Here is a 17,210-nt window from a genome sequence, read left to right on the forward strand (position 1 = left end):
CATTCTCAGGCATGAGGGCGTCTGCAGATTGTGCGAACACAGGGAATGCGAATGACGCGAAGATACCAGCCAGAATGTACATTCTTACCGAAAGCCGTTCTGACGGTTTCTTTTTGGGCAATTTTCTAGGTGTCATAACTGGCTCCCTTCTGACCTAATGGCATCGGCTTTTATTCTTGGGTTTCAGTTGCCCTGTTAAGGTCCTGTTGGGTGCGCCACGACTCAGGCCGTTCGTCTCGTAGTGGTGGCACGTCTTCGTTCTCGATAGTTTGGATAGGGTGTCCCGTCAGTTCCGCTGATTGAACGGCCATCGTCATCACAAAAGACAGCTTCTGCAGCGCCATTTCAGCCAACGGTTTTGGTGTGGCATGTTTCATCCCTTTTCCACCGTGTTTTCCGCGCGTTCCGGCGGCTTGTCGACGTCAAGGCCGGCAAGACAAGCTTGAGCGATGTCACGGTCCGGAACATCCGTGCCCGGAATGGTTGCCCAGCCTGTCTCCATGACGGCATCGCGGCGTTTGTAGGTTGTGGCTTTTCGAATAGTGTCAATATGTGCAACCCGATCCGGATCCACGCGTGCCATATCGAGGCAGACCGGCACCATCGCCGCTATGACTTGGTTTCGAGCCATCGCCGTCGCTCTGGTATCTGCGGTTCCGCCAGTCACCCAACCGCCCCATGAAAATCCAACCACACCGACAAAGACCGCACCGATCACGGCCCCATAGATGCTAGGTTTCAGCCATTCAGGAGTGTTCATTTCGAATCCTCTAGCGGAGAAAGCGCCGCCTCGCTATCATTTTTCAGTCTGGGTCAATGCGCCGGTCCCGGCGCAGCGCCGTTTCTAGGTCTTTCTCGGTAATTGGACGCTGTTCGGTGCGACCAATCTGGCTCCCTTTCCCATGGACGACCGAGTAGGTCGCAGTCCGGCGAAAGGCCTCAAAGCTGAGGCTTTGCAAAAGCTCTTCTTCGACGACGATTTCATATTCGCCTGCGGCCAGCTCGTCCGAGTAGCCCGGCAATACAAACGCATTGGCAAAAGTCACCATCGATCTCGACGATCGCGTGCTCATCCCCGACCTCCAGACTGTCTGCGGGTCTTTCCCGCGCCATTGTCACTCACCACCAGGTTCCAGGGGCTACATGGTCGAACGAACTCCCTCCTTGTATCTCATGATCATTCGACGGGCGCTGACGCATGTTAGTCTCGGCCACCGGAATGCAATCTACCGAAGGCCCCTGGACCGCCAACTGGACTGACCTGTGTAAGGGCACCGCGACGAGCGATCGCGTAAAATTGGTTAAATCTGAAAATGCTCCACCTGTGTGCGTCCAGAACTTCGTTTTGCCCGGTGCGTACTGGTCAAGAGCTGACCGTCAATAAAAGAGGAGAATAAAGATGGCTGAAAACAAAGCACTGGGTACTCGCCCACCTGAATTCGAACGCTTTCTCTATGCACCTGTCGGCGAAGACCGGAACGGATATGTCGTGACGGTTCTCTCGGCGCTTGCACGTCTTGGCCTCGATCCCTGGAACGAAACCGCCGAACTCGTGAAGTTGCGGCGGGAAGAAGCCTGCGCGCGGCTTGAGATCCTCCTTTCGAAATTCAGGGACGTTCCCGAGCTAAAGCAGGACCACAATGCCGTCGCGCAGGAATTGAGCCTGTTGCTTCCGGAAAGCCCACGAGTAACTCCTCTGACGCGGGTGAGCTCGACAGTTGCCAATGGTCGCTTGGTGTCCAGCGGTGCAATCTGGACGATACTCGCGATCGTCTTCGTCCTGATACAAATGCTGTTCATCAATTCGCCAGGATCAGACGAATGACCTCTGCCCATCAAGCGCCCGTGGACCACCGGCGATCGATTGAGAGACCTGAGGTCACGTCGGCGATCGAAGACGCGTTCCTTTGGAGCCTTGAGGAGAGGTTCTGGACTAGTGGTCTAGATAGCGCGTGCGCGACGACTGCACAGAACGCCGTCATGATCTTTCCCTTTCCGCCCGGCATCCTTCAAGGCGAACAGGTCTGGGACCACTTGCAACGGAATACAGGCTGGCGATCTGTTGTGATGACCGACCGCAATACGACGCTTCGCGGCAGCATTGCAATGCTCGCGTATCGCGTTTCGGCCGAGAAGGCCGGCGTGCCGATCTATGAGGCACTCTGCGCGTCCACATATTTGCAAGATGAGGACAATTGGCTTAGGATTTCGCACCAGCAAACACCCGTGATCCCGACTGAATTGCTCACCAAATTCGTTTGGTCCTGATCCGTCCAATCCGCGGGCTGAAACAAGGTTTGCAGATCGGCGACAGTTGATAGAGATGAAGAAAATAACTGCTGGTACGACCTGTGCAGGTTTTAAATGCCTTGTCATGTTCGAGCACCGGCGCAGTGCAATCTGTGGGCGTCGATCTCGCAGATTTCGGGCATGTCCTCCTCCTTTCCTGAAGGAGTGTGTTTGCATCGGGTCCAAAGCACCAGCCACTGCGCATTGTGAAAGGAAAAACCAATATGTTGATACTCGATTTCCTTTCGGTCTTTCTGATAGCTGCCCAAATATTGGCTTTGTACCTAATCGCCTCAGATTTGATGATGAACAACACGCCGGTCGTCATTGTCTTAATCCCGGTGGCCATTCGATTGGCGCGAAGCCTCATTTTTTGCCGCAACACGCCTGCTGATCCCGCAATCATACATGGCGGTTCTTGGAGGAACTTGCACACTTATCGGGAATACAACCAATTTGCTGGTTGATGGTGTGCCGCAGGCATCGGGAATCGAGCCCCTTTCAATTTTCGAAATTATTCCGGTCGGTTTGGTTGCGGCAGCCACGGGCGGTTTGGCATTACTCATGCTCGGGCCTTTTCTTTTGCCCGATCGCGGGGATATTGCACGACTGGGCGCAGACAATGAAACAGCCTTCTTCACAGAGCTTCGTCCGTGGGAGGATTATCTGGGCGTGGGTCAGCGCATGGGCGGAATTTTTGACCTGAACCGGCGAGGCATGGAGATCATTGGTGTCCGGTCGCGATCCGGGGTAAAGCGCGATCGCCTGAATGAGCACGTTCTCGAGCCAAGTGACAAGATCATTGCCAAGGTGACGACATCGGAACTCCTCACCCTCCGTAGGATCGAAAGTAGCGAAGTTAGTTTGCGTCAAGGACCAGTCCCCGAGACCGTCATCGACCTGATAGTCGCTGAGGCTATCGTTACCCTTTCCCGTCGAAGTCGTGGTGTGCGAATTTGCCCAACTCGCTATGGCATGCGCGTTATTGGCGCCCACCGGCACGGGGAAACAATTGGACCTGACTTGTCAACGGCACTCCTGCGTCCGGCTGATACGCTGCTTTTGGAGGGAACACTTGAAGGCTTTGCGCAGATGACCGAGGCTGGCGATCTCGCAGCGATCACGGATGCCGGAGGCCGCGCTTTCCGCCGCGAGAAAGCGCCGCTCGCTCTCCTGGCGCGGTGTGTGGTCGTGGTCCTTGCAGCCGCTAGGATAGCCGAGGTCAGTGTGCTTGCTCTCATCGCCATTGCGACCATCCTCGTATTGCGGTGCATCGACAGCAACGAGGCCTGGAGTTCCATCGACGCAGGTGTTCTTGTCCTGATCTTCTCAATGTTGATTGTGGGGATAGGTCTTCAAAACTCTGGGGCCGTTGGCCTGATCGTCAAAAGCGTAACCCCGGCACTAGACGGAATGCCTCCAATTGTAACGCTTGCTGCGGTCTACCTATTGTCCTTGGTGCTGACCGAAGCAGTCACCAATAACGCTGTTGCCGTCGTGGTGACCCCGTTCGCAATCGGCCCTGCCGAATAGTACGGCATTGACCTGCGGCCCTTTGTTGTTGCGGTGATACTTGGGGCGAGTACAAACTTTGCTACGCCTGTTGGCTACCAGACTAATACCTTGGCATAGTGTTTCAATGTCGTCGCCTTTTTGGACCTTCAGGCGCTTTGTCCCAAGCGGCCTTGACGGAGGCCATGTGCTTGACGGTGTGGTTTTCCAGACTCTGGTCTTCATCATTCATTGGAATGTCCTTTCCTGGACGGTCCGAGAATAAGAAGCACGAGACTCATACAGCCCTTTTGGGGAGCTCCATGTTCCCCGCGCCCCTCAGGTACTCAAAAAAAATGCCAACCAAATACACAGCGGACACATGTCACCTAACGGATTTCAGAGCGCCTTCGTACTGACGCAGGTTAGCCCGCTTGAGCCAGATAAAAGATCCGCGCAAGCATCAGAGCGCCCATGAGTGCAATCAGCATCCAATAAATCGGGATCTGCCTCTTCCCAAGGTTCGAGTTCTAGCCTTGCAAGGGCCGAAAGTACCGTAACAGCATTGCCCTTCCGATCCTCACCAACGAAAGCTAGCAAAAACCGATCGAACTCAGGGCTATGCGGGTAAAGAATGCCACCTGCGGGCATCACCATTTCCTCCTTTTCAGTGCTTTCGGACCTTGGGAGCGAACGTGCCGACTGACCGGGGCCTCCTCTGGCAAGATCAAAATGTTTCGGATTATTTCGATCATACCCGCATCGCTTGGAGCACGCGCTGACGCAGATCAGCCGGTGTCCAAACCTCTAGAGTCAAGCATCAGGGCAGCTCCAAGGTTCGCCGGCACTGCCCAGGGCCCAGCGGCGCTAACATGGGTCAGCGCGCATCGCCCGGTTCTGGGATAATGTATGATGACCGCAAATGCAGGCTACCTCTCTGCAATCAGGATACGGCAGCCCTTGCAGCGCGGAAGGCACGTATACATCGCGGAGACCGGGGATGGCGCTGCGTTCAATCAGATCCACCGTGACCTTCCCGCGCCCGTTTGCCCTATCCGGATATTCGGACGAGCTGCCTGCCGGTGAATACGAAGTATTGGTTGAGGAAGAACTTATCGAGACGCTGAGTTTCACGGACTACCGCAGAACAGCGATTTTCCTGACCATAAACGGCAAGGGGCGTTCGCTGGGCCGAACAGAAATGCGGCCAATTACCTGGACCGACCTGGAAACGGCACTTGGCCACGGCATTCAATGTGACACCTGAAGATAGCGAGGCGGCGCTTTGCCGCTGGAGGAACTACAATGAACACTCCCGAATGGCTTAAACCCGGCCTCTACGGTGCCGTCATCGGCGCGGTACTTGTTAGTGTAGCTGGATTTTCTTGGGGCGGCTGGGTAACCGGCCGAACCTCGAACGACAGGTCCGTGGCTATGGCCCGTGAACATGTTGCCACCGCATTGGTGCCTGTCTGTCTGGACATGGCCCGATCCGATCCGGAACGGGCTGCCAAGATGGCGGCGATCCGGGCAGCCTCTACCTTCCGGCAGCGAGAGGCCCTGATGGCGGCTGGCTGGGTGACGATACCAGGCACAGAGACCCCGAACCGGGACATCGCGCAAGCCTGCCTTGCAGCCCTTGACGTAAACAAGTCACCGGAGCGTCCGGAAAACACGATCAATGAAGGATGAGCAGCGCCATGTCACCACCTCTGCCTGAAACAACCGATCTTGAACGGCGCGTTCTAGCCCATGAACGGGTTCTCCAGTCGCTCATTGCTTACATGTCGCACACGGAACCGCGTTTTGTTGAGCACCTGAAGAAGCGTTTTGTTGAGCCGATGGCCATGGTGCGGCACGAGCATGACCACCGGAACGCGGATGACTACGCGGAGGAGTTTATTCGCGCCGTGATGGCCCTTGGAGAAACGCAATTGCCAAAGGCGGCGAGCTCCAGCGTACTCGTTAAGCCATTGCACCAACCGGAAAAGAGACAAACTTCGGCACACCCCTATTATCCAACCGCGCAAGCTGATCGTGTCCGTGTCAGAGAGAGGAATGGGATCTGGGAGGTCAAGGTGGATGGCGTATTCCACGGGGACTACCACGACAAGGGCATTGCTCTGGCAGCCGCAGCTTTGGCGCGCTTGTCGCTTTGATGAGAGGACTTCTCCTATGAACGAGCTAGTCAGAAAGTCAATTGCGGTTTTCGCCCGGCCTTTCAGTGTGCCTGACTTCGACGAGAGGCTTCCGGCAGGAGAGTATGACATTGAAACGGAACTGTGTTCACCGCCCGACCAGCTGCACCCGGAAGTCTGGAAAGCATCTGTAGCGGTGAGGCTGCATTCTCGGGCATCCCACCCCGGCCTGGCGAGAACCTTGACCGTTTCACTGGCCGACCTCGATGACGCCCTGGCAAAGGACAAGCTGACCGGAAAAGATCTGGCCGAAATTTTCCTCGAAGAAATGCTGGCAGACCCGATGGTTCGGCTGGTGATGGAGGCCGACGGTGTTTCCGAGATGCAGCTTCGGCATCTCTACGCGGGCGGGCGCGCATCTCAGGCGGACAAAGAGACATGGGATGCGGATACAACAGGTACATCGCCACAAGAAAACTCACAAATACAGGCTGCTGAGAACGAAGGAATGCCGACACAGAGGGAATAAGACACGTGGATCCACCCCGCCGACCGCCAAGGTCTGCGCCGAGTGCCGGTTCGCACGAGCAAGGGAGAAAACGATATGCCCGACCAGAACGGCGGCCCGGAAGACCGTGGGCCATGGCAAAGCAAACATAAGAGCAATCCTCCCGAGATTGACGATCTTCTTCGTCAAGGCCGCGACCGCCTGAGCGGATTACTCCCTGAAGGGCGGCCGCCTCTGAGAGGGGTACTGGTTGCAGGAGCGATAGTCTTGGCGGCGGTTGCAGCCTGGTCTTCTTATTACACAGTCCCGAGCGACTCGGTCGCCGTTGTCCAGCGTTTCGGCAAATACATTGCTGAGGTTCCGCCTGGCCTGCATTTCAAATTCCCGTTTGGCATCGACGTTGCCACACTGGTGCCCGTGAAACGGCAACTGAAGCAGGAATTCGGATTCACCACGCCGGGCAGGAGTGATCCCTTCCAAAGCCCGTCAGACGGCCGACGTGAAACCGAAATGGTTACGGGAGATCTGAACGCCGCGCTTGTGGAATGGGTGGTGCAGTACCGGATCTCGGACCCCCTGAAGTTCCTGTTCGAGGTACGCGAGCCAAGCGCGACTTTGCGTTACGTCTCTGAGTCGGTGATGCGCGAGGTCGTTGGAGACCGCACGGTTGACGAGGTCATCACCATCGGCCGGCAAGAGATCGAGAGCGAGGCACTTTTTAAGATGCAGGCTCTGTCCACGAAATACGCCATGGGCATCAGCATCGACCAGGTGCAGCTGAAAAACATCAACCCGCCGGGACCCGTTCAGGCGTCGTTTAATGAGGTCAACCAGGCCCAGCAGGAAAAGGAACGCCTGATCAATGAGGCGCGCCGCGAATATAACAAAGTCATTCCGCTGGCCGAGGGCGAGAAAGATCAGCGGATCCGCGAGGCCGACGGCTATCGCCTGAAACGCATCAACGAGGCGGAAGGCGACGCCGCGCGGTTCACCGCGCTTTTGGCCGAATACGTCAAGGCGCCTGAGGTCACGAGGCGGCGGATATACATAGAAACCCTCCAGGATGTTCTGCCCACAATCCTGTCAAAAATCATTGTCGAAGGATCGACTGCGAGCATCCTGCCGCTTTTGAACCTCGACAGGCTTCAGGAGGATCCGTCATGAGCATCAGACTGGGTCTCATTGCAGGGATTGCGGCTGCAGTTGGCGTGATTGCCTCCGGTTCCCTCTACACAGTTGGCGAAGTCGAACAGGCCATTATCACCCAATTCGGCAAACCCGTGGGAGAACCAGTTATAACGGCCGGTTTAAAGCTAAAGCTGCCCATCGTTCAGGAAGTCAACCGGATCGACCGCCGGGTTCTTGAGTGGGATGGCAATCCGTCCGACATGCCCACCAAGGACAAGCTCTACATTTCCGTCGATCTGTTCGCCCGCTGGAAAATCACCGACCCATTGCAATATTTCCTGCGGCTGCGCGATGAGCGCAGCGCGCAATCCCGACTAGACGATATTCTCGGCAGCGAAACCCGCAATGCCGTCGCCAAACACGAGTTGATAGAGATTATCCGGACTACGAAAGGCCGGATCCCGCTGCGGGACACGCTTCTAACCGATGAGGAGCGTGCGCAGGACATAGGTTCTCTGGTTCCTATCCAGAAAGGCCGCGCACTTGTGGAACAGGAGATTTTCGCAGCCGCCTCAGAGAAGGTTCGTGTATTTGGGATCGAGCTTCTCGATATCCGTTTCAAGCGGATCAATTACAATGAGAGTGTGCGTCCGAAGATCTATGACCGCATGATCTCCGAGCGTCGCCAGATCGCTGAACGTTTTCTTTCCGAAGGCAATGGCGAAGCCGCGCGAATTCGCGGCAACCGGGTTCGCGATCTGAACAAGATACAATCCGAAGCGTATCGCGCCGTCGAGGAAATCCGCGGCGTGGCTGACGCCTCGGCGGCTGCGATCTACGCAAAAGCCTACAACATCGACGCCCAAGCAGCCGAATTCTATGCGTTTACCCGGACAATGCAGGCCTACAAGGACATGATTTCAGGCGGAACGACGCTGGTCCTGACAACCGATAGCGAACTTTTCAGGTTTCTGAGAGGAATGGAGGCCGGAGAGCCGTCTGGAAGTACATCTCCTCCCCCTCCCGGCCTGACGGCTGCGGCCGAACGCTGATGAATCGGAGGACAAAGAGATGACGGAAGAACCGGTGGATTTGGACGAAACGCGAAGCGCCGAACGCCAGATTGCGACCGACACCCGATGCCGCAAACGCGGTGTTTGGGAGCAAACGTCATCCACACCATCCGCGTTTAATAGGTTCAAAGTTTTGGGTTTTCGGCACGTGCATCCGCCGCAAACGCAAAAGTCCAGTTTGTCCGTTGAAATCACCTCGCGTCTTATCGGTACGCATAGGGCACAACGAATGGCAACTGGTTTACATGTTCACTATTTGTTTTTCATGACGCCCAAATATGCACGCTCGGGTCGGTTGGGCCAATAAAGAAAAACGTTGCGCCTTGTGGCGGAATTTGACCGACTGTCCCGCGAATAGCGGATTGGCCCGCAAATCGTGAGTTCAGCCCGATTGATTAGACGTTTTGCACAGATAATCTCTGGTTACAGGAACAACCATCTGACCTCGGCTTAGCTGAAACTGAAATACAACCAAGCCCTGTTCCGAAAAGGCCATCTCGGATACGATCAGATAGTATCGCCACATTCGCAGAAACCGATCATCGTAGAGGTCGCGGATCGATTCCAGATTGGCCTCGAACTTTTCCTGCCAACATTGAAGCGTTCGCGCGTAGTGGCCGCGCCAGACTTCAACATCTGTGGTCACCAAGTCCTGCTTTTCAATCTCCTTCATGGCTTCGGACATTGATGGTGCATATCCGCCGGGAAAAATGTATTTGTGAATCCATGGCGACGTTCGACCGGGTGCGGTGGATCGACCGATTGTATGCACCAATGCGACGCCATCCGGTTTCAGATTCTCACGCAGTTTGCGAAAAAATGTTGGATATTGGGGCCGACCAACATGCTCCATCATTCCGACCACAACGATACGATCAAATTCTTCGTCGACCTCTCGATAGTCGATCAGGCGAAATTCGACCATATTCCCGACACCGGCCGCTTCGGCTCTGCTTTTTGCATATTCCAACTGCACTTTGGACAAGGTCACACCAACCACCTTCGCTCCATAGTCTCGCGCCATGGTAATTGACATGCCGCCCCAACCACAGCCGATATCCATCACTGTCATTCCTGGTTCGATTAAGAGCTTCTTGGCTATGTGCGCCTTCTTTGCTACCTGGGCCTCTTCGATGCTTTGCACCGGATCTGAGAAATAGGCGCAGGTATATTGAAGGTCTTGGTCAAGAAAAAGTTCATAGAGATCAGCGGAAAGGTCATAATGATGTTCGACATTTCTGCGCGCGATATGAACGGGATTATACTGTGCGATACGTCTAAGTGACTTGCGCAGCCCTGTGACCGACGTGCCGTAACGCCCACCACCATAGTTGTTCGCATTGCGCACAATTAGCGAAACAAAGCCGCGTAAATCGTTTTGCGAAATTGTGAGAGTCTCATCCATATAGGCTTCGCCCAAGGCGAGATCGCCGTTCATTACCAATTTGCGCGGAAGCGCTTTGTCGTGGAGGGTTATGGCTGAACTGGGCCCTTTTCCGCGGCCATAGGTGCTGCAACGCCCATCCGGCCAAGTCACCGCAAGCTCACCTTCTTGGATGATCTTGGTCAAAAGGCGGTCAAGCAATGACACCCACAATGTGACGTCCTCCAATGCTTCCACGATTAGACTACACTCCATGGCAATCGCACAAGTTGAAGGAGCAAGTTATGTCCGCTTAGTGTCCGCAGAGCGGTCGGTCGTGCGCGTAGATAACGCCACATTGAATAGGTAGGTTCCCAAATACTCGCCGATGATCGCCGCGCGAGCACAATCGAAAAGGCACCCTGTGCTGAATTCCTGGCGCATGGACCGGATTTAACTGCGTGTTCGCGGCAATTGGATGCGCCTTTATCGAACTGTCGATAAAGCAGGTGACAGGGAACACCCATGATTTCGTGCTGCCTGAGCGATGGAACGGTCTCGCAGCAACCAAGTTCTTTGCCAAAGCGTTGTAGTCAATCGGAAGCACTGGCAAAACCGTAATCGATAAGAGCGGAGCCAACGCAGCAGGTATTTCAAGAAGTGAACAGGAACTTGAGGCGATTTGGTTGCCCGGTTAAAGTACAGACAATAAGGTCGAAACTCCTGAATAGACTGATCGAGCAAGAACATCAGTTCAAAATACAGCGTGTTCGGCGCATGTGTGGGTTCAAATCTTTCGCATCTGCGTCCGCTAACTTGGATGGCATTGAAGTCGTCTATATGATCCGAATGAAGCAGCTCTCTAGCGCTACAACTTTGGGCTTTCGGTTGTTTGGTGTGATCGCTGGATAAATGTGTCCAGCATGTCGTTAACTCTGGCCGTTCTAAAAGTTTGCAACACAACCGTTCAGCACCCGAAAGAGCGACGATTGCAGATAGTTTTCGAGTGAGAGGTCTGTTTTCGATTGTTTTTATTGGGTCATCCAAGTGCGGCGAAAATTTCACGAGAAAATTCGACGCGAAGCTGCTTTCAATCAGTCCAACATGCAGAAAATTCTGCAACGATGGTTGAATTCATCGAGCCCACTTCTGGTCCTGATGAGTTAACGCGACAGGAACGGCCCATGATGTCTGACCCAACAGAGTTTGCAGGAATAGCGGCACTCTCGATCTATGAGGCACCATCGCTCTCCTTGAATAATCAAAAATTGCTTCCGGAACGCCAAGCCGCGAGGGAATTACGCGCCGCGGTGACGGCTCACGAAAACGCTCCAACAATAGGATTGGAAACAAAATGCCATCAGGCCGTTGCTGACTTGATTAACGCGATCATAGTCACCAAAAACACGGTTCGATGTTTGTGACACCGCGCGGTAGTGGTTTGACTCCCGACCTTTGAAGTGGACCCGAAAAAGAATCCGCCACCGCTCCCGCCCGAATGAAACTCGCCCGATCAGCACGCCTCCGTCCAGTGCTGTTCTGCTCGGCAAACCTTAAAAAGGAGTGCTTCGAAGCCGTTCACTTAGCGTCGCCTTTTCGACGAAGACGAAAAGACCATGGACCAGACGGTCTTTTCCGACGCAGCAGACCATCATCCAATCCTTGTCTCAGGGAGTTCCCGACATGTCCGCCAAAGACGTCAAATTCAGTGCTGATGCGCGCAGCCGAATGCTAACAGGGATCAACATGCTGGCGAACACCGTCAGGATCACTCTTGGTCCAAAAGGTCGAAACGTCATTTTGGACAGATCCCACGGTGCCCCGCGTATCACCAAGGACGGCGTTACTGTTGCCAAAGAATTCGAGCTTCCGGATCACTTTGAAAACATGGGAGCCCAGATGGTGAAGGAAGTCGCGTCCCGCACCAACGAAGAGGCTGGCGACGGCACAACCACTGCTACCGTACTGGCTCAGGCGATCGTCAAGGAAGGGATGAAGGCCGTTGCCGCTGGCATGAATCCGATGGATCTGAAGCGAGGTATTGAACAAGCCGTCCGGGTCGTCGCCGCAAAGATCAAGGACCTGTCCCGACCGGTTGGCGACAGTGTCGAAATTGCGAAGGTAGGGGCCATCTCCGCCAACGGAGATATAGCGATTGGCCGTCAGATCGCCCATGCGATGGCTGCGGTCGGCACTGAAGGCGTAATCACGGTTGAAGAGAGCAAGGGATTGGAGACCGAAACCGAAGTGGTCGAAGGTATGAATTTCGATCGCGGTTACCTTAGCCCATATTTCATAACAAATGTGGTCAAGATGAGCGTAGAGCTGGAAGACTGCGTTATACTGTTCCACGAGAGCAAGTTGTCGTCTCTTGCCGACATGGTGCCGTTCCTCGAAGCAGTCATGGAAGCCGAAAAGCAGCTTCTGGTTGTTGCCGAGGACGTGGAGGGCGATGCGCTGGCCATGCTTGTGGTCAACAAGCTTCGTGGTGGATTGAAAGTTGCCGCCGTGAAGGCGCCTGGGTTTGGGGATAGCCGCAGGGAGATGCTGGAGGATCTCGCGATCCTGACGGGCGGTCAAGTGATCTCGACCGATTTGGGGGCCAAGCTTGAAACCGTCACGCTGGACATGCTCGGTGCCGCAAAGAAAGTCGTCATCTCAAAGGACGATACGACCGTCATTGATGGCGCTGGCGACAAATCAGCAATCACTTCACGGGTCGCCCAGATTCGCTCCCAAATCGAAGATACGACGTCCGACTACGAACGGGAAAAGCTGCAGAGTCGTCTTGCTAAACTGACAGGCGGGGTCGCCATCATCCGGGTCGGAGGGGCCACGGAGATTGAGGTAACGGAACGCAAAGACCGGGTTGACGACGCGTTGAACGCCACTCGCGCGGCGGTTCAGGAAGGTGTTGTTCCAGGCGGTGGTGTTGCGCTGCTCCATTCAGACAAAGCGCTTGCGACCCTTAAAGGTGCCAACTCCGACCAGGATGCCGGCATCAGGATCGTCCGGCGATCAATCCAGGCACCGCTGCGCCAGATTGTCGAAAATGCCGGCGTGGACGGATCGGTCGTCGCGGCAAAGATCATCGAAAGCGAAAACCCATCCTTCGGGTTCGACGCTCAAACGGAAACTTATGTCGACATGCTGACAGCGGGGATCATTGACCCCACCAAAGTTGTCCGGGTTGCTCTGGAAGATGCGGCGTCGATTGCAAGCCTTCTGATCACAACCGAGGCGATGGTCGCACAAAAACCCAACAGGTCTGGAACTGCATCAGATTTGGGACCCTTGAGGGCGTGACGCAGGTCTTTTGACCCAACGACGGGACCACCTCAATGCAGTCGGTCGATTTGTAACATGCAAACGTATTGAGAGAAACCAACCTGAAAGGAATTTAGATGTCAAAAGGTGACAAGAGGCGCGGCAACCGCGAAGTTAAAAAGCCAAAGAAACCAAAGGAAAAAATCGTGGCGACGGCCGATTTCACAAAGGGTCAGAGGCCGGTCAGGATCGGGAATAAGAAAAAGTAATTTTCATAGTCGCAAGACGAAGATTGAACCACAGCAGTGCGTGCAGGATTCGCGTCGTTAGGAAGGGATGGAGACATGGGCAATAGCCGCAACTCCGGCCCATGGTGTCCGAAGGCCATTGGAGCGCCGCTTTGGCATGCTTCGCAATTTGGTTTCCGAAGTTTCTGATCTATACCCGGATTGATTCATAACTCACTATAACGATGCGTTCGGTTTCGTCCCAGAGCGCGAGGCTTGAGAAGCGCAAGCTATCGCGGAGAGTGATGCGCCGGGTGTTGGCAAGGACGTCATGACCTCGAAGGACCTCGGGAAGACGATAGAACGGGATACGGCTGGCCAGATTATGAACATGGTGAACTCCGGTATTCCCGGTGATCCAGCGCAGCATTCCGGGCAGTGCATAGTGTGAACTGCCTTCAAGCGCCGCATCCAGAATGCTCCAATCATTTTCCCGCTGCCAACTGGTATCCTCGAACTGGTGCTGCAGGTAAAAGAACCACATACCAGCAATTGCAGCGAGGAGCATCGTCGGTAGAAACACGAACAACAGGACGTCCAAGTATCCGGCCGCGTGATCTAAGATCGGCGCGAGAAGTTACCGCTGACAATAATCTCGTTGATCAATTTGGCGACTGCCGAATGGGTTTCTAGCTCTAATTCCGAACCATTGGCACACTCGTGGGTCACGGCAGCATCGCGCAAAACCCCGACGATCTCACGTTCCTGAAGAAGATTGAGATCGTTTAAGGCAAGTAGAAGAGCCTCGCAGATCGAGAGTGCAGCCATGCCTGCGGGATCTTGGTGGTCTGACATTGGGGTCATTCCTTTTAAAGTCATTGGATTCGTGACCAGGCGAGGTGGTGATGGTTTTTCTATTGTCATATGAGTTTTGGTATTTTGGACTGATCGAAAGTAGCCTCAATACCAAATTCTTCGTAGAGTCTTTGCAGGCTCGGGGAAATCCAACGATGAACACCAACACCAGCCCGCTAACACAGAAACTCTCGGCATTTGTTGCCTTGGCAGAGGCGGAACTGGCCGTTTTGGAACAATTGCACCAGCGGAGGAGAACCTTTGAGGCTGGCCGAGATCTTGTTCATCAGGGACAATCGGAACAGGCTGCCTATATCCTCGCCGCAGGCTGGGTTGTTTCATATAAGATTCAGCCTGACGGATCACGCCAAATCGTCGATTTCCAGATTCCTGGGGATTTCCTTGGGCTGCGCAGCGTTTTGTTGCACACTTCAGACCATGGCATTGAGCCGATTGTTGATATCGAAGCCGCCGAGGTTCTGGTGAGTGATCTTTTGCAAGCCTTCGCAGAGACACCTCGGCTGGCCACTGCAGTTTTATGGGCCGTGTCACGCGACGAAGCGATGGTTGTCGAACATCTTGTCGGGCTTGGGCGGCGTGATGCGGATGCGCGCATGGCACATTTCCTACTGGAACTGGGAGTCAGGCTGTCGCTTGTGGGGATGGGCAGCAAGAAAGGCTATGCCTGCCCGCTCACACAGTACCATCTTGCCGATGCACTGGGATTGAGCGCCATTCACGTCAACCGCGTCCTGCGCAAACTCAGGGAGGACGAGTTGGTTACATTTCGGGATGGGTTTGTGACGTTCAATAACTATGAGGGTCTGGTTAAACTGGCGGATTTCGATCCAGCGTATCTGGATCAGAAGCGGCCGCTTCTGGCCTGATTGGGTCCCACAATCTGGTTTTGGACGATCCTGCTTGCATCTCCAACGCGTGACGTTACATCAGCGCCCGACTGGCTTCCTTGAGTTTCTTGTGAGCCTCTTCGTCATTTTCGGCTTCATGGGCACTTTCAGCGGCCTGATAGTGTTTCAATGCCGTCGCCTTTTTGGGGCCTTCAGGCGCTTTGTCCCAGGCGGCCTTGACGGAGGCCATGTGCTTGACGGCGTGGTTTTCCTGACTCTGGTCTTCATCATTCATTGGAATGTCCTTTCCTGGACGGTCCGAGAATAAGAAGCACGAGACTCATACAGCCCTTTTGGGGAGCTCCATGTTCCCCGCGCCCCTCAGATACTCAAAAAAAATGCCAACCAAATACACAGCGGACACATGTTACCTAACGGGTTTCAGAGCGCCTTCGTACTGACGCAGGTTAGCCCGCTTGAGCGAGATAAAAGATCCGCGCAAGTATCAGAGCGCCCATGAGTGAAATCAGCATCCAATAGATCGGGACCCGGGGGCCGGTATACTTTATTGTCTCAGGCAATTTCGAAACGCGATGCGACACGCGCTTAGGTAACAAGGCCACCAACTTTGTCGCCACGCTGCCGCTCGCATGATCAAGCGTGGGTACATCTCTGACTGTCGAAAGATGTGCTTTCAGCCGGGCATGCGCTGCATCCCGGCCCAGAAGTGTAAGCTCACGAGCCTCGGTCCAAGGCTCGAGCCCGAGACGCGCAAGGGCTGACAAAACCGTGACTGTTGCACCGGTTTTGTCTTCACCCACTTCTGCAAGCAGGAAAGGGTCGTAGTCGGAGCCATCCGGGCGAAGAACATCTGATACAGACATGATTTTTCCTTTCGGGCTGGGGGAGCGGCGCTCGACAAAAATCGTTGGGACAAAGATACCGATCAACGCGTTGGATACCGCATTCAATATTGCTTGATTGCTGCAAGGCGCAAAGACTTGCATCTGCCTGGATGCGCCACCTTCTAGCCCCGATTGTCGGGGGTGAGGTAGTTGCACACATCCTGACAGTAAAGAACCTGATGGGTACTAACTTCGATCAGCATAAAGCCCGTGGGTTGGGAATAATATAGCCCTAAGTGCTGTGACTTGACGGGGCATCTGGACTGATGCGGCCGACCATGGTCGGTGCCGGAAATCCAGCGATCAATTCAACGGAGGTATGGGATGCTCACGCGTTCGATCAGGTCAAAGGTGACGTTCACCAATGCCTTCAGGTTGGGAAACAGCGACATCGTGTTTCCGGCTGGCGCGTATGAAATTCTCTTCGAGGAGGAGTTGCTGCAAGGCGTCAGCTTTGAGGCTTACCGACGCACCGCGACCTACTTAATGGTCAGGGGTCGAGGGAGTCATGTCGGTCAAACAACGATGCACATGACAACACAAAAGGATCTGGAGCACGCCATTGCCTGCGACTAGGCCCGTTGTGAAACAATTCAACATAGCGAAGCGGCGCTTTCTCCGCTGGAGGACTTGATATGACCAATCCTGAATGGCTGAAACCCGGTATGTATGGCGCACTGCTCGGCGCGGTGTTTGTCGGTGTCGTTGGATTCTCTTGGGGCGGCTGGATGACTGGCGGAAGCGCGAACAAGTTGGCAAGCGAAATGGCGCGGGACCAGGTGATCGCGGCGCTCGTGCCAATTTGCCACGACATGTCCCGCACGGATAATCAGCGTTTAGCAAAGCTCGCAACGATCCAGGCTGCCACGTCGTACAAGCGACGCGACGCCGTGATGGATGCGGGTTGGGCAACCATGCCTGGTTCCGATTCTCCGAACCGCGATCTCGCCAAAGCGTGCATAGAAGGGCTGAACCTTGATGCATCTTAATATGATTGCGTCAAGGCCGCCCTCGTCAATTCACACTGGTTTGCTACGGTAAGTGGGATGTTTGGATTGCAACTAGAAAGCGACCATGGAACCTATTCGACCCTTGATGTTAGAAAGTGGGATACCGAT

At 54.6% G+C, this 17,210-nt stretch carries 24 protein-coding genes; 16 read left to right on the forward strand and 8 right to left on the reverse strand.

All coding sequences use genetic code 11. From position 1 onward, the window contains the following. Window positions 1–170 precede the first annotated feature (170 nt). The 3 genes from AC2FIB_RS19835 to AC2FIB_RS19845 are packed head-to-tail and all read right to left on the reverse strand — an operon-like array spanning window position 171 to window position 1,073. Window positions 171–377 carry a hypothetical protein gene (locus AC2FIB_RS19835; RefSeq protein ID WP_298854938.1) on the reverse strand — a complete coding sequence of 69 codons (207 nt, stop codon included), beginning with the start codon at window positions 375–377 and terminating at the stop codon, window positions 171–173. Beyond that, window positions 374–760, reverse strand: coding sequence for a hypothetical protein (locus AC2FIB_RS19840; protein ID WP_282121132.1), 387 nt, complete (start codon window positions 758–760; stop codon window positions 374–376). The genes AC2FIB_RS19835 and AC2FIB_RS19840 overlap by 4 nt, the downstream gene beginning before the upstream one ends. 43 nt (window positions 761–803) lie before the next feature. Next, window positions 804–1,073, reverse strand: coding sequence for a hypothetical protein (locus AC2FIB_RS19845; protein WP_299665506.1), 270 nt, complete (start codon window positions 1,071–1,073; stop codon window positions 804–806). Between the two features lie 326 nt (window positions 1,074–1,399). Between AC2FIB_RS19845 and AC2FIB_RS19850 the strand changes: the two genes are divergently transcribed. The 10 genes from AC2FIB_RS19850 to hflC all read left to right on the forward strand — a co-directional run bounded on the left by AC2FIB_RS19850 (window position 1,400) and on the right by hflC (window position 8,606). Continuing rightward, window positions 1,400–1,825: a hypothetical protein gene (locus tag AC2FIB_RS19850; RefSeq protein ID WP_282121130.1), complete on the forward strand. Its 426-nt coding sequence runs from the start codon at window positions 1,400–1,402 to the stop codon at window positions 1,823–1,825. After that, window positions 1,822–2,268, forward strand: coding sequence for a hypothetical protein (locus AC2FIB_RS19855; RefSeq protein ID WP_496842657.1), 447 nt, complete (start codon window positions 1,822–1,824; stop codon window positions 2,266–2,268). The genes AC2FIB_RS19850 and AC2FIB_RS19855 overlap by 4 nt, the downstream gene beginning before the upstream one ends. Before the next feature lie 245 nt (window positions 2,269–2,513). Next, window positions 2,514–2,756 (forward strand): hypothetical protein, encoded by a 243-nt coding sequence (locus AC2FIB_RS19860; protein WP_282121201.1) that lies wholly within the window; start codon window positions 2,514–2,516, stop codon window positions 2,754–2,756. Further along, the gene (locus AC2FIB_RS19865; RefSeq protein WP_496737232.1) at window positions 2,698–3,822 is read left to right on the forward strand and encodes an SLC13 family permease; all 1,125 of its coding nucleotides are present in this window, start codon (window positions 2,698–2,700) and stop codon (window positions 3,820–3,822) included. The genes AC2FIB_RS19860 and AC2FIB_RS19865 overlap by 59 nt, the downstream gene beginning before the upstream one ends. Window positions 3,823–4,780: 958 nt before the next feature. Continuing rightward, window positions 4,781–5,047: a hypothetical protein gene (locus AC2FIB_RS19870; RefSeq protein ID WP_496707547.1), complete on the forward strand. Its 267-nt coding sequence runs from the start codon at window positions 4,781–4,783 to the stop codon at window positions 5,045–5,047. Window positions 5,048–5,085: 38 nt separating this feature from the next. After that, a complete protein-coding gene (locus tag AC2FIB_RS19875) occupies window positions 5,086–5,472 on the forward strand; it encodes a hypothetical protein (RefSeq protein ID WP_496671860.1) in 387 nt (128 codons plus the stop codon). A gap of 8 nt (window positions 5,473–5,480) precedes the next feature. Further along, window positions 5,481–5,939, forward strand: coding sequence for a hypothetical protein (locus AC2FIB_RS19880; RefSeq protein WP_496707549.1), 459 nt, complete (start codon window positions 5,481–5,483; stop codon window positions 5,937–5,939). 16 nt (window positions 5,940–5,955) lie between these two features. After that, window positions 5,956–6,447 (forward strand): hypothetical protein, encoded by a 492-nt coding sequence (locus AC2FIB_RS19885; protein ID WP_282121196.1) that lies wholly within the window; start codon window positions 5,956–5,958, stop codon window positions 6,445–6,447. A 75-nt stretch (window positions 6,448–6,522) separates the two neighbouring features. Continuing rightward, window positions 6,523–7,590: an FtsH protease activity modulator HflK gene (gene hflK / locus AC2FIB_RS19890; RefSeq protein WP_496707550.1), complete on the forward strand. Its 1,068-nt coding sequence runs from the start codon at window positions 6,523–6,525 to the stop codon at window positions 7,588–7,590. Then, window positions 7,587–8,606 carry a protease modulator HflC gene (gene hflC, locus AC2FIB_RS19895; protein ID WP_010442286.1) on the forward strand — a complete coding sequence of 340 codons (1,020 nt, stop codon included), beginning with the start codon at window positions 7,587–7,589 and terminating at the stop codon, window positions 8,604–8,606. The genes hflK and hflC overlap by 4 nt, the downstream gene beginning before the upstream one ends. 403 nt (window positions 8,607–9,009) lie before the next feature. Here the strand turns inward: hflC and AC2FIB_RS19900 are convergent, their stop codons facing one another. Next, window positions 9,010–10,266 carry a class I SAM-dependent methyltransferase gene (locus AC2FIB_RS19900; protein WP_282121194.1) on the reverse strand — a complete coding sequence of 419 codons (1,257 nt, stop codon included), beginning with the start codon at window positions 10,264–10,266 and terminating at the stop codon, window positions 9,010–9,012. Window positions 10,267–10,650: 384 nt separating this feature from the next. Between AC2FIB_RS19900 and AC2FIB_RS19905 the strand changes: the two genes are divergently transcribed. The 3 genes from AC2FIB_RS19905 (at window position 10,651) to groL (ending at window position 13,296) form a co-directional block, all read left to right on the forward strand. Further along, the gene (locus AC2FIB_RS19905; protein ID WP_366524170.1) at window positions 10,651–10,902 is read left to right on the forward strand and encodes a DDE-type integrase/transposase/recombinase; all 252 of its coding nucleotides are present in this window, start codon (window positions 10,651–10,653) and stop codon (window positions 10,900–10,902) included. 272 nt (window positions 10,903–11,174) lie between these two features. After that, window positions 11,175–11,414: a hypothetical protein gene (locus AC2FIB_RS19910; RefSeq protein WP_282121193.1), complete on the forward strand. Its 240-nt coding sequence runs from the start codon at window positions 11,175–11,177 to the stop codon at window positions 11,412–11,414. 259 nt (window positions 11,415–11,673) lie between these two features. Continuing rightward, the gene (groL, locus tag AC2FIB_RS19915; protein ID WP_496707552.1) at window positions 11,674–13,296 is read left to right on the forward strand and encodes a chaperonin GroEL; all 1,623 of its coding nucleotides are present in this window, start codon (window positions 11,674–11,676) and stop codon (window positions 13,294–13,296) included. Between the two features lie 399 nt (window positions 13,297–13,695). Here groL and AC2FIB_RS19920 read toward each other — a convergent pair whose 3' ends face one another. Continuing rightward, window positions 13,696–14,085, reverse strand: coding sequence for a fatty acid desaturase (locus AC2FIB_RS19920; RefSeq protein ID WP_496737249.1), 390 nt, complete (start codon window positions 14,083–14,085; stop codon window positions 13,696–13,698). Between the two features lie 17 nt (window positions 14,086–14,102). Further along, on the reverse strand, window positions 14,103–14,339 hold the full coding sequence (locus tag AC2FIB_RS19925; RefSeq protein WP_299664513.1) for a hypothetical protein: 237 nt from the start codon (window positions 14,337–14,339) through the stop codon (window positions 14,103–14,105). A 155-nt stretch (window positions 14,340–14,494) separates the two neighbouring features. Between AC2FIB_RS19925 and AC2FIB_RS19930 the strand changes: the two genes are divergently transcribed. After that, window positions 14,495–15,226, forward strand: a complete 732-nt coding sequence (locus tag AC2FIB_RS19930) for a Crp/Fnr family transcriptional regulator (protein WP_496707556.1) — start codon at window positions 14,495–14,497, stop codon at window positions 15,224–15,226. A 55-nt stretch (window positions 15,227–15,281) separates the two neighbouring features. Here the strand turns inward: AC2FIB_RS19930 and AC2FIB_RS19935 are convergent, their stop codons facing one another. Continuing rightward, the gene (locus tag AC2FIB_RS19935) at window positions 15,282–15,482 is read right to left on the reverse strand and encodes a hypothetical protein (protein WP_496707558.1); all 201 of its coding nucleotides are present in this window, start codon (window positions 15,480–15,482) and stop codon (window positions 15,282–15,284) included. A 172-nt stretch (window positions 15,483–15,654) separates the two neighbouring features. Continuing rightward, on the reverse strand, window positions 15,655–16,071 hold the full coding sequence (locus AC2FIB_RS19940) for a hypothetical protein (protein WP_496707560.1): 417 nt from the start codon (window positions 16,069–16,071) through the stop codon (window positions 15,655–15,657). Window positions 16,072–16,416: 345 nt separating this feature from the next. Between AC2FIB_RS19940 and AC2FIB_RS19945 the strand changes: the two genes are divergently transcribed. Then, complete coding sequence (locus tag AC2FIB_RS19945) at window positions 16,417–16,668, forward strand: hypothetical protein (RefSeq protein WP_282121187.1); 252 nt, start codon at window positions 16,417–16,419, stop codon at window positions 16,666–16,668. 59 nt (window positions 16,669–16,727) lie between these two features. After that, a complete protein-coding gene (locus tag AC2FIB_RS19950) occupies window positions 16,728–17,081 on the forward strand; it encodes a hypothetical protein (RefSeq protein WP_176865328.1) in 354 nt (117 codons plus the stop codon). The last annotated feature ends 129 nt before the right edge of the window (window positions 17,082–17,210 follow it).

The sequence above is a fragment of the Ruegeria sp. YTSA072 genome, assembly GCF_059610285.1.